This is a genomic window from Deltaproteobacteria bacterium (assembly GCA_023382265.1).
Classification (GTDB): domain Bacteria; phylum JAMCPX01; class JAMCPX01; order JAMCPX01; family JAMCPX01; genus JAMCPX01.
On record JAMCPX010000047.1, the window covers coordinates 26,896 to 39,012 of the forward strand.

Genomic DNA, 12,117 nt, shown 5'->3' on the forward strand with positions numbered 1-12,117 from the left:
TTTAAGAGTTTTAAACCAAATGACAAATGCACATGCCGGTGTTATTAAGCGTAATCAAGGGAGAAGTTGAAGCTATGTATAAACAAAAACACTTTATAAGCCTGCTCGAAGCTATTACCCAAAAATCGGACATGTCGGATGATATAAAACAAAAATCGGTTGTACAGCTTGAAGCCTATCTCAAAAACGCCCCCTTTCTTGCAAAGTTTATTTTCACATTGCTGTTATACGCAGTTGAATACCTTCCCATGTTCACCAGACTTACGAGGCTTTCAAAAATGGATATCGATAGAAGGGCAGAGTACATAAGCGGATTTAATGGGAGAATAGGCGGCATTGTTTTGATGGTACTCAAGCTATTCGTGACACTTTCATACTACTCTGTAGATGATATTGAACGCAAGCTCGGGTTTACAAGGCATTGCGGGGATATCAAAGGAAGGGTCAAAAAACCCGTGTTTGTTGACGGGTCTAAAGCGGATAAAGATGTAAGCATAAACGCCGATGTATGCATTATAGGCTCAGGAGCTGGCGGAGCTTCCGCTGCTTATGCAGCTGCAAGAGCCGGCATGAAAACCGTTATTCTTGAGGAGGGGCGGTACCTGACGGGTGAGGATTTCACTCAAAAGCCTGTAGATGCATTTGGAACCGTATACAGGGATCATGGGTTCATAACATCCTTCGGCACACCGCCGATAATCATCCCGCTTGGTAAGTCGGTAGGAGGTACGACGACCATAAACTCGGGGACCTGCTACAGGATGCCTTCATCTGTTATAAAAAATTGGCATGACCAGTACGGCATAGACTGGCTGACGGACGATGAATACAATAGGCTGGCTTCATCTGTAGAAAAAGAAATACATGTCGAGCCTGTACCTGATCGCATATCCGGCAAGAACAGCGGGCTTTTCAAGAAAGGCACGGAGGCACTTGGGCTTGCAGGCGCACCCATACCGAGAAATGCCTATGAATGCGATGGCTGCGCATTCTGTGCATTTGGATGCCCAAGAGATGCGAAATACGGAACAATGCTGAATTTCATCCCTGATGCGATAAAGCACGGGGCGGCATTGTATTCGAATACAAAAGCTGTAAAACTTATAATAAATAACAACAGGATTGAAGGCGTAAAAGGAGCTTTTCTCGACAGGTATGGGAAATCAACATCCAAACAGATTACGGTAAATGCAAAGCACGCTATTGTGTCTGCAGGTGCAATATATACGCCTATTTTCCTGAGGAAAAACGGCTTAAAACATCCCCTCATAGGCAAAAACCTTCATATCCATCCGGCAGCGCGTGTGTCAGCGGTGTTTAATGAGCGGGTTGATGGATGGGTCGGTGTGCCTCAGGGCTATAATATACATCACTATGTTGATGAAGGCATCTTCATACAGGGACAATTTGTACCTCCATCCATATTGTCCCAGTCTATTCCTTATATTGGCAAGCGTCATTCTGAACTGATGGACAAATATGCCTATATGGGCTCATTCGGTGCACTCATATCCGATACAGGCTCGGGCAGTGTTTCACCGGGCCTGAGCAGTCCAATGATTTTTTATACTCTTTCAAAAGAGGATCACGTAAAAATGGTAAAATCCATTGCAATAACGGCAAAGGTCTGGTTTGCGGCAGGTGCAGCAGAAGTCCATACACAGATCGCAACCATGCCTGTAATACATAACGAAAAAGAGGCCGACGATCTACTTAACAAATTACCGCCTGCATGGGCGCTTGAACTCATGGCTTTTCATCCGATGGGTACTGTGATGATGGGTGGTAATGATAATACTGCAGTAGTAAAACCTGATGGGGAAACTTATGAGGTAAAAGGTCTTTATGCTGCAGACGCTTCTTTGTTCCCGACGTCAACAAAACTAAACCCGCAGATTACAATCATGAGTTTCGGTCTGAAGATAGGGGATGGGATTGGCAGGTAGGATAAATTCAGTTTTAGGGGGTTTGCAATTCTAAATGTTTGTGCTAATCTTTCTATAATGAATGATCGCAAATCAAATTTTCTAACGGGGTTTACATATACACATGCGTGAAGGGATAAAGCCAAACAATGTACTCTGCATCTACCCTTATGTAAAAGAGGTGCCTGTTTACGAGTTCTTTCCGCCCATAGGTCTTGAGTATGTCGCAACAGCTGTCAGCGATATGGTCGGGAGTATAAAAATTGTTGATTTCAGGTACGTGAAGGACCCTATGAGTAATTTTACCCCTTCTATAGATACCGCTCTGGTGAGTGTGAACTGGAATTACACCTACGATGAAGTATGTGCCGTGATACGGCAGATTCCTCCGCAGGTCAGGGTCATCGTGGGAGGCCGGCAGGCCACGGATTTTGTCGAGGACCTTTTTAACAGGTGTCCGAACATATCCGTAATCGTAAGGGGGGAGGGTGAACTGACTCTGAGGGACCTGTTCAGCGGCAGGCCTATGGAAGAGGTGAAGGGCATATCGTATATGGACAACGGCAAAGTCATTCATAATGAATCCAGACCGTTGTTTTCTCTTCAAGAAGTTAAGAGACCGGACCGGAGCTTAAGGACAACCAACTACCGTGCCACCATCAAGGGGATTGACCTGGGATTTGGATTCGATGCCATTATGAGTTCGCGGGGATGCCCTTACAGCTGTAAATTTTGCAGCTTCAAGCTTAACCCACTGGGACAGCTGCGGAAATGGGAGGCGAGAAGTCCGGAATCTACGGTCGAAGAAATAGAGGAGATAGATGCCGATTTTGTTGCATTTGTAGACGACAATTTTACCGCTGACATGAAGAGAGTCGAGAAGATCTGCGACCTCATCATTGCAAAGGGAATAAAGAAGATGTTCCTGTGCAACGTACGGATCGATATCGCACGAAAACCTGCTTTGGTTGAGAAGATGAAGAAGGCGGGGTTTAAAATCCTTATGGTTGGACTGGAGTCTGCCCAGGACAAGTCACTGGACGCACTGCAGAAAGGCTTTAAAACAGCCAGGGTGAAAGAGGTATTCCATGTCCTGGCAGGTTCGGGTATGCTCATAAACGGGTATTTTATTATCGGGATTATCGGTGAGGCTGAAGAGGAGATGCTGGAGATCTCAACGTATGCCCGTGATATAGGTATTGACTTCATTTCTTTAAGCAGGCTAAGGTGGGAGAAATTTTCCGCATTGGAGGATATTGTTAAAGTGAACAAGGGGTATTACATAGGTCAGGACAATGGCATATACTCGGACAAGTACGGACGGAAAGAACTGACGGCGATCCTGAAAAAGATCGATAGAAATTTTTACACCCCGTCTCAGATCAAGCAGATTGTAATAAAGGCATTCAGACTCCGCATTCTGACACCGCGCCGTCTGCTCAGACTGATGTACTATGTACCATACATTCTTATGAGGACCCATGCAAGCACCAAAAGAATGAAGAAGGTTATGAAGCAGAACTCCTGAGGCTGTCACAAAAGTACTTATACAATGTTATTTTTCATTCTGGAAAAGCGGCTTTTATTTATTCTCAACGACTGCCTTTACCTTTGCCTGCAGGTTTATAAAATACGCTCTTTCCGGCTGGCTTATGCCGCTTGAGATATAATCCTCTTTATGAATCCGCTCAACAACCGCATCAACGTTTTCGTATTCATTGTAGTATCTTTTTATACGCTCTATAAAATTATTTGTTTCATTTAAAGAATCATCAAAAAAATGCCTAGCCTGTTTCCCCGCAATAATGCCTCCATGTGCAACAGCAATATAATCAACAGGGTACTGCCTGATTTTGTTCAGGCTTTGGATATAAAGTTTATAACTTGTTAAAAATTCCGGCAGGATTTTTCCGCCAGGTTCAAGCACGCCTGCCTCTTCTCCCGTAAACATGATCTTAGGGCCCCTTAAGTAATAGCACATCGAATCCCTAGTATGTCCCGGGGTATAGATTGCTTCAAGTGTATCGTTACCCGTGTCAAAAACCTCACCGCCGTTTAATTTTATATCAAGGCTAAAAGGTTTAAATGACATATCCTCAAAGCTTACCCCCATCATTTTTTCCATATCTTTATTCAATGATGTGATGAGTTTTACAGCATTTTCACTTTTTAAAACTTGTTCTATAAGAAAATATCCTCCCGTCTTAAGATTCGGTATATGTTTTTTAAGATATGGTGCGGAGCCTATGTGATCATAATGGCTGTGAGTGAATAGGTTGTAGGTTTTAACATTTGAGCTGCCTAGATATGATTTTATATATTCAAGGTATATTGAACCAAGTGCACTCACGCCCGAATCTATAATTATGTTAAGTTTTGTACCTTTTACCAGGTAAATAGGCATAAAAGGATTTGCGATCATGTAAACGTTATCGATGATCCTGCCCGGCTCTGTTATCTGCATTTTGTTATACCACAATATTAAGGAGTTTGTTTTTTACGAGTATGAGCCTTTTCACGTGCCTTCCCTGTATGTAAGAGTTTATCTTATCGTCTTTTTTCGCGTTTTCGAATACAATATTTTCATCACTGTTTTCAGGCACTAAAACCTGTCCTCTCAGTCTGCCGTTAATCTGGACTACTACGGTTACGGTACTTTCCTTGATAAGCTCAGGATCAAGAAGGGGCCATACCATATTAACTATCGGCGCATTACCAAGCTCTTTATTGATCTCCTCCGTTATATGCGGAGCAAACGGATTTAAGAGGACAAGCATGGTTTCGATCGCCTCCTTAAAAGCTGGGAGCTGTTCATCATCAATACCCGCTTCCTCTATGTCATAGAGGTCGTTTAAGAACTCCATGAGTGTACTAATGCACGTATTAAAATGGTATCTGTCCTTTATATCGTTTGTAACCTTCTTAATCGTTTTATGAGTGAGTTTCCTTAATGAAAGAGACTTTTCGTCACTGCCTATCTTGTGATCCTTTACCGTTTTAAGCCTGCCGCTATGTTTATAAGCAAGCCTCCATATCCTATCAAGAAACCTTTTTACACCCTCAACGCCTTTGTCAGACCATTCCAGGTCCTTTTCAGGAGGAGATGCAAACAATATGAACAATCGTGCCGTATCAGCTCCGTATTTATTGATAATATCTTCGGGGTCAACAATATTACCGAGAGATTTACTCATCTTTGCTCCGTCCTTTATGACCATACCTTGTGTTAATAGATTATCAAAAGGCTCATCAAACTTTACATACCCGAGATCCTTTAATGCCTTTGTTAAGAACCGTGAATACAGTAGATGCAGTATAGCGTGCTCAATCCCGCCGATATACTGATCGACTGTCATCCAGTACTCAAGTGCGGATGGGACAAAAGGCACGTCTTTATTATCAGGGGATGTGTACCTCAAAAAATACCATGAAGATTCTACAAATGTATCCATCGTATCGGTCTCTCTTCTTGCATTGCCCTTGCAGACAGGGCAGGTTGCACTAACAAATTTTTTGTGCTTTGCAAGAGGTGATTCACCTTCTCCGGTTATGACCACATCCATCGGCAATTCTACGGGCAGTTCGTCTTCCTGAACAGGTTGAATGCCGCATTTATCACAGTAAACAACGGGTATCGGTGCACCCCAGTATCTTTGCCTGGATATGCCCCAGTCTCTTAGTTTGTAGTTTGTTATGCTTTTACCAAAACCCTGTCTCTCAGCTTTTTGTATAACCAGACTTTTCCCTCTCTCATTATCGATACCGTTAAACTCGCTGGAGTTTGCCATTTTACCATCGCCTTCATAAGCTTTTGTCATTGTCACGGGATCGAGCTTTTCTCCATCAGGCTGTATAACAACCTTGATGTCTAAGTTATATTTTTTTGCAAACTCAAAATCTCTTTGATCATGCGCAGGCACCGACATGATTGCGCCTGTTCCGTACTCCATCAAAACAAAGTTAGCCACATAGATAGGAATAGGTTCACCTGTAAATGGGCTTATAGCGTACCTGCCTGTAAACATACCCTCTTTTTCTGCAATCTCTATAGCGCGCGACTTTGTACCGCCCCTTTTTATTCGATCCACAAAAGACACTACCTCTTCCAGCTTTTCTCCTGTTACTATCTTAGAGACGAGCGGGTGCTCCGGGGCTATGCACATAAATGTAATACCATAAACAGTGTCAGCCCTTGTTGTGAAGATGTTTAATGTCCTGTCGAGACCCTGTATTTTAAAATAAAGTTCCACGCCTTCACTTTTGCCAATCCAGTTTCTTTGCATAGCCAGGACTCTTTCCGGCCAGCCCTTTAGCGCATCACATCCTTTTAAAAGCACTTCCGCATAGTTTGTGATCCTGAAAAACCACTGCTCTTTTTCCTCAACAACAACATCGCTTAAGCATCTCCAGCATTTTCCATCAATTACCTGTTCATTTGCTAAAACGGTTTTACATTGAGGACACCAATTCACAGCAGATTTCTGTCTGTAAGCAAGGTCTTTTTTGTACATCTCTATAAAAAATTTCTGCTCCCACCTATAATATTCCGGCAAAGAGGTGTTGACTTCCCTTGACCAGTCATAAGAGAACCCGAGTCTTTTAAGCTGTGCACGCATATAGGATATATTTTTATCAACCCATTCCTTTGGATGTGTCTTATGTGATATTGCCGCATTCTCGGCAGGCATACCGAATGCATCCCACCCCATAGGATGAAGCACATTATAGCCGGTCATCCTTAGATACCTCGCGATCACGTCACCTATGGTATAATTTCTTACATGTCCCATGTGTATCCTGCCTGACGGGTAGGGGAACATTTCAAGCAGATAAAATTTTGTCTTTGACTTATCTTCTTTTATCCTGAAAATATTACGGTCATTCCAAATTTTTTGCCAGTGTAATTCTATACGTTCCGGATTGTATTTTTCTTCCATCTATTCCATCCTTATATAATGTGGTTTAACCCGTTAGAAGCTATACTATATATAGTTCGCGTAGCAGGTTATGAATTTATTATAAAGTTATCTACTAAATATTCAATCGTTTCTAACGGGGTTTATTCCTATTAGCACAAATTATCATATTTTTAAAATGGTTATTTACCAAAATAATCTAACAAGGGGCGGCGGGTAAACCTGCGAGATATGAACCTACCAAAAGAAGAGCCGCATTAAAAGATTAAAAGGGCTGAGGTATCCCCGGTATAGACTTAGAATAGAAGAAATCAGGGTAATCTATTCTGGAAAACGATCCAATGTTTCTGCATAGAATAGAAAAAGCCAGAAATAACATTAATGCTGGTAAGGGAATCAAGTTGGGAAAAATATAGAATAATATTGTCTATTAACCTCCTCAATAATTCATACCCAGTTAGAAACATCAGTCGTTTTATTTAGACAAAGCAGTCTTGTTCTTTCTAATTGGGTTTGATATATGGAATGCATGTAGATTAGAATGGGCGGGAAAACCTCTCCCAGTTTTATTGAAAGAAACCAGCAATCCTTTGTCCAATGTTAACAGTGTGACCTTATTCTTTATTCTGTTTTAAACGACGACTGCCATTAGTTTTTATTCCGGAAAAACCGCCAGAACACCCAGAGTTCCACAGCCAGCTTGCTCCTGTCTATTCTATAGGGCAATGTAAAGCTGTTCGTTTGTTCACCTATGGAACTTATCGCCTGTTTACTTGTAAAACTATGGTATACTACAGCACAGCTTATTGATAAGTGTCCGTCGTGCAGGTATCTTTCATAACCCATACCTATATTATATATAAAACCAGTTAGATCTACAAATCTTCCAGGAATAGGTGTTGTAATCCTATCTTCATAACCGCCCAATCCGGTTCCAAAAATTATGTAAATATCTTCCCATGCACTGAGCGGCAGTATTGGTTTGATATCAAAATCAACCGGTTCAATAAGCTGCCATGAACCTCTAATACCGTTACTGTCAAAAGCACCATCTTCGCCATGATATCCTATCTCTGCGGAAAGATACTTCATAAACTGGTATCCTACCCGTAAGCTTATACCGGCACCAGCTGCATAACCGGATTGATCATGGCCGGTTGGCATGTATGCCCCCAGTGCAGTCCCAATATAGAAATTCCTGTGATCTGCTGATATCGGCCCCTGTGTTAAATACCCTGCAACCGCGGCTGTGCTGCAACCGCACAACAAAGCAAAGAAAATAATTATGAATGCTGCTTTCTTATACATTATAAGGAGGTGCCTCCTTCATTATACATTTAGTTAAACTATTCCCACCTGTCAGGGACAGGCATTTCCCCACCCCAAACTAACATACGCAATCGAGCGATCGCCCTGTAAAGTAACAACCAGATAAGCAGTGCCGTTGTTATTTGTAAAATTAGTTCCGGGTACGGTATTTATGGGATATCCTGCCGGTATCACACTCATATCATAAGGTTTTTTGCCAACATACATTTCCCATGCAACTACCCGTCCTGTCCCCTTTATCAGGGCATCTTCTGAAACAATTGATAAATTCCCTGTATTATATTCACTTACATACGCATACGCACAGTTCGGAGAGAGAACTATCCGCTGGGGGTTGTTAAAGCTCGCATCTGTAACGGTCCTTGCAACAGAAAGAGAATCAACGTTTATGACCGATATGCTGTTTGAGCCCGAATTTACAACGAATAGCCATTTACCATCAGGGGTTTGTGACATGCCGTTTGGTGATATTCCTACACCCATGGTCGCTATAATCGTATTGGTTGTTGTAGAGATGACAGACACAGCATTTCCGGATGATTCACTTACAAAGATATACCTGCCGAACACATCGGCTGCAAGATGGGCGGGACAGCTAAAGCTCGGATCTGTAATCGTCCGTAGGACGGTGTTTGTTGTTGTAGATATCACGGATACAGCGTTTACATCCGTGGCAACATAAAGAGAGCTGCCGTCCGGTGTAACAACAGCATCCCCCATGTTATGAAACGCCGGATCGCTTATGTCCGCTATTACCTGTGAGCCGTTGAGTGCCTGTGAAACGGATATGACCGATATACTTAATCCGTCATTATTTATGACATATAATCTATGACCGGCCTGCCAGAGTGCAATCCCGACGGGATACCCGCCTACCGGGATCGTAACGTTATTGTTGTAGTATCTGTCTATCAATACGCTGTTGTAATCAGCCAGGGTTATGTATGCATCCGAGTTGGCTGGAATATTCTGTGTTGCAACCTCAAAAGGAATACGACCCAAGCCTATTGTTATAACATTTGGAAAAGAGCCATAGTCTCCGTACGGACAGCCTGCAAAAAAGATCAAAGAAAGAATAAAATATTTTGTTAACCTTGTTATTCTTGAGTTAATCTTTTTCTGAATTAAAGAAAAAACGACAACCTCCCAACACAGTGCGATTATATTACAAAAGGACAGAATGTCAAGAAGATGAGGGGTAACCCTTGACATTGGACAGATTTAAATCATAACCGCACCCAACCAAAGCATATCCTGGGTATGCTGCCACTGATAGATTTATTTATCCATAGACTTTGTATTTAGCTTTTTATATATTTCATCCGGCAGGGTTATGTTCAGTCTTATTATACACATTATCTCCTGCATTTATGATTCACATTTTAATATGTATTGTCTTATACAATAGGTGTCTTCTTATCTCTACCCGATAGACCGGAGAGGGTAGACTCGTGGTGATTTGCTGAAGTCCCTTTCCCTCTCTTCAGTTAGGCATTACATTATGCCTATCTCTTGCATTTGTGATCATGACATTGTATAAGACACACCATTATGGAAGATAAAAAACTGGCATTGGTTACCGGCGGGAGCAGGGGGATCGGCCGCTCGACGTGCATTGAACTGGCACGCGCAGGTTATAACGTCATAATAAATTATAAAGTCAATGAAACAGCGGCGCAGGAAACACTGCGTCTGGTGCAAGAGGCAGGCGGGGAGGGTGAAATCTCTCAATTCGATGTTGCAAATGCTTCAGCTACTCAGTCAGCCATAGCCGAACTCCTTAAAAAATATAAGGCCATTCATGTCCTCGTAAATAACGCCGGCATTGCCGCAGACTCACTTTTTGCGATGATGCCTCAGAGGGACTGGCAGTCCGTTATACAGACCTCACTGGACGGTTTTTTCAATGTAACAAAGCCTGTTCTCACGAGTATGTTACGCGTGAAAAAGGGTTGTTCCGTCGTGACCATATCCTCCGTGTCGGGTATCACCGGTAACCGCGGCCAAACAAACTATTCCGCAGCCAAAGCAGGGTTGATCGGGGCAAGCAAAGCCCTTTCTCAGGAAGTATCGCGTCTCGGCATAAGAATAAATGTGGTCGCTCCAGGACTGATCGAGACCGAAATGATCAAGAATGCTCCACGGGACATTATTCTGAAGCTTATTCCCATGGGACGGGTAGGCATGCCCGAGGAAGTGGCAAAGGTTGTGCGTTTCCTTTGCTCGGATGACGCTTCATACATAACGGGACAGGTAATCTCGGTAAACGGGGGCATGGTATAACCGTGCGGTTCTCTCCTACTGTAAAGCGCGGTGTTCTTGCTGTCGCTGTACTATCTATGATACCGCTTCTGGCGGGATGGGCGGAGAACTGGGAAAGTATCCGTCAGGCTATGGCACATGTCCACACTGTATCCTCCGATTTTGTACAGAAGAAAAATCTTAAGATTCTCTCTAAACCCCTCATAAGTGAAGGAAGGTTTTATTACCGTGCACCAGGGGATCTCAGGTGGGAATACACATACCCTATAAAAAATATTCTTCTTGTACACGGGGGCAAAGTGGCCATGTATGTCTGGAATAAAGGTGGTTTTACAAAGGATGAGGGACCCCAGCTTGAGGCAACGCGTATTGTGATGGAACAGATCGCTTCGTGGCTCAATGGGAATTTTCACGACAACAGGGCATTTATCCCAGAGCTGAAGCATGGAAATCCAACACGGATCGTTCTTATTCCGGCTAAGAATTATTTAGCGAAATTCATAAAACGTATAACCCTGACCTTGTCGGGTACCCCGGGTGTTATTTCTTCAATCAGGATACTCGAACCTCACGGGTCATCCACTGTAATCGGGTTCACTCACATATCTTTGAATGCGCATATATCAGACACAACGTTTGAAAGAATAAAATGAAGTATTTATTGTTGTTGTTCATTGCCCTGACAATAACATCGTGCCGCATGTTAACACCTTCGCCGCATGCAATAGTCAGCGACCCTTATCTTAGAGAAAAATGCTTTTCAGCCGGTTCTCCCGGTATATTCCGTGTGGTACACGTCATTCATGCCACTATCCGTGGTAAGAGCAGTTCATTCATCGGCATCACCATAGCGGATGTTTCCACGGATCGTATACGTGCCACATTGCTCAGCGTGGAAGGATTGGTCCTTTTGGATGCTGTAGATAAAAAAGGGAGTATCACTATTTATCAAGCGATGCACCCGTTTAACTCAAAGATATTCGCCCGGGGGTTATTTGATGATATAAAATTCATTTTTTTCCCTCCGCAAGGAAACCTCATAGACGCAAAGGTTAGAGCTGACGGTTCTGTAACGTGCACGTGGATGGATCAAAACCGTGTATTTGAAAAGCATGCAGGTCCTTCCGGTGAGACTATTGTAAGCGAATATGACTCAGACCACAGGGTAATACGCAGGGTAGAACTCTCCCCACCGCTTGTCAAAGGGTTTTACACGCATATCCGTATGGATTCCTATGATTCAGGAGGATATTCTTTATCGTTAGGGCTGCTTGAAGGAGGACCGCTTGATCGACTGGATGGATTGTTTTCACCATGATAGGAAGTAGCAAATCTTTCTATAAAAACCCGTACTACATATTTTGTTAGCGCACGCGCATATTTGATATTATCCTTTCCCATAAGCAGCATGGAAATACCCCATACCATGAAGGAGAAGCCGTATATCAACGGTGCCCCGATGACGAAGATCAACGGTCTTTTCAAATATGTTGCTGCTATCCCGGTGGCCAAAACTCCAGGCCATCCAATCACGTAACTTAAACCGAGCAGGGTTAAACCGAGGATAAACTGGAAAGACGGCGGCTGTTTGAAAAGACTCAAATCCGCTTTAGATGCAACCGCTTCACGGCAGTATGCTGTATGGCTAACCCGGATAGCTATTGTATGAAGAATTGCCATATCAT

Annotated in this window: 10 protein-coding genes; 5 read left to right on the plus strand and 5 right to left on the minus strand. The window is 43.0% G+C overall.

From position 1 onward, the window contains the following. Window positions 1-74: 74 nt before the first annotated feature. Both M1381_08505 and M1381_08510 read left to right on the plus strand, forming a co-directional pair. Window positions 75-1,946 carry a GMC family oxidoreductase gene (locus M1381_08505; protein ID MCL4479119.1) on the plus strand — a complete coding sequence of 624 codons (1,872 nt, stop codon included), beginning with the start codon at window positions 75-77 and terminating at the stop codon, window positions 1,944-1,946. A 103-nt stretch (window positions 1,947-2,049) separates the two neighbouring features. Then, a complete protein-coding gene (locus tag M1381_08510; protein MCL4479120.1) occupies window positions 2,050-3,453 on the plus strand; it encodes a B12-binding domain-containing radical SAM protein in 1,404 nt (467 codons plus the stop codon). 54 nt (window positions 3,454-3,507) lie between these two features. Here M1381_08510 and M1381_08515 read toward each other — a convergent pair whose 3' ends face one another. The 4 genes from M1381_08515 to M1381_08530 form a co-directional block, all read right to left on the minus strand. Continuing rightward, a complete protein-coding gene (locus M1381_08515) occupies window positions 3,508-4,389 on the minus strand; it encodes an MBL fold metallo-hydrolase (protein MCL4479121.1) in 882 nt (293 codons plus the stop codon). Window positions 4,390-4,393: 4 nt separating this feature from the next. After that, entirely contained in the window at window positions 4,394-6,862 is a 2,469-nt protein-coding gene (leuS, locus tag M1381_08520) for a leucine--tRNA ligase (protein ID MCL4479122.1), read from the minus strand. A 627-nt stretch (window positions 6,863-7,489) separates the two neighbouring features. Next, window positions 7,490-8,149, minus strand: coding sequence for an outer membrane beta-barrel protein (locus M1381_08525; GenBank protein MCL4479123.1), 660 nt, complete (start codon window positions 8,147-8,149; stop codon window positions 7,490-7,492). Between the two features lie 51 nt (window positions 8,150-8,200). Beyond that, window positions 8,201-9,382, minus strand: a complete 1,182-nt coding sequence (locus M1381_08530; protein MCL4479124.1) for a YncE family protein — start codon at window positions 9,380-9,382, stop codon at window positions 8,201-8,203. A gap of 339 nt (window positions 9,383-9,721) precedes the next feature. On the opposite strand from M1381_08530, the gene fabG reads away from it, so the two are divergent. The 3 genes from fabG to M1381_08545 are packed head-to-tail and all read left to right on the plus strand — an operon-like array spanning window position 9,722 to window position 11,750. Next, a complete protein-coding gene (fabG, locus tag M1381_08535; protein ID MCL4479125.1) occupies window positions 9,722-10,453 on the plus strand; it encodes a 3-oxoacyl-ACP reductase FabG in 732 nt (243 codons plus the stop codon). A gap of 2 nt (window positions 10,454-10,455) precedes the next feature. Then, window positions 10,456-11,085, plus strand: a complete 630-nt coding sequence (locus tag M1381_08540; protein ID MCL4479126.1) for an outer membrane lipoprotein carrier protein LolA — start codon at window positions 10,456-10,458, stop codon at window positions 11,083-11,085. Further along, window positions 11,082-11,750 carry a hypothetical protein gene (locus tag M1381_08545; GenBank protein MCL4479127.1) on the plus strand — a complete coding sequence of 223 codons (669 nt, stop codon included), beginning with the start codon at window positions 11,082-11,084 and terminating at the stop codon, window positions 11,748-11,750. The genes M1381_08540 and M1381_08545 overlap by 4 nt, the downstream gene beginning before the upstream one ends. On the opposite strand, the gene M1381_08550 is transcribed toward M1381_08545, so the two are convergent. Then, the gene (locus M1381_08550) at window positions 11,666-12,112 is read right to left on the minus strand and encodes a hypothetical protein (protein ID MCL4479128.1); all 447 of its coding nucleotides are present in this window, start codon (window positions 12,110-12,112) and stop codon (window positions 11,666-11,668) included. The genes M1381_08545 and M1381_08550 overlap by 85 nt on opposite strands. Between the last annotated feature and the right edge of the window lie 5 nt (window positions 12,113-12,117).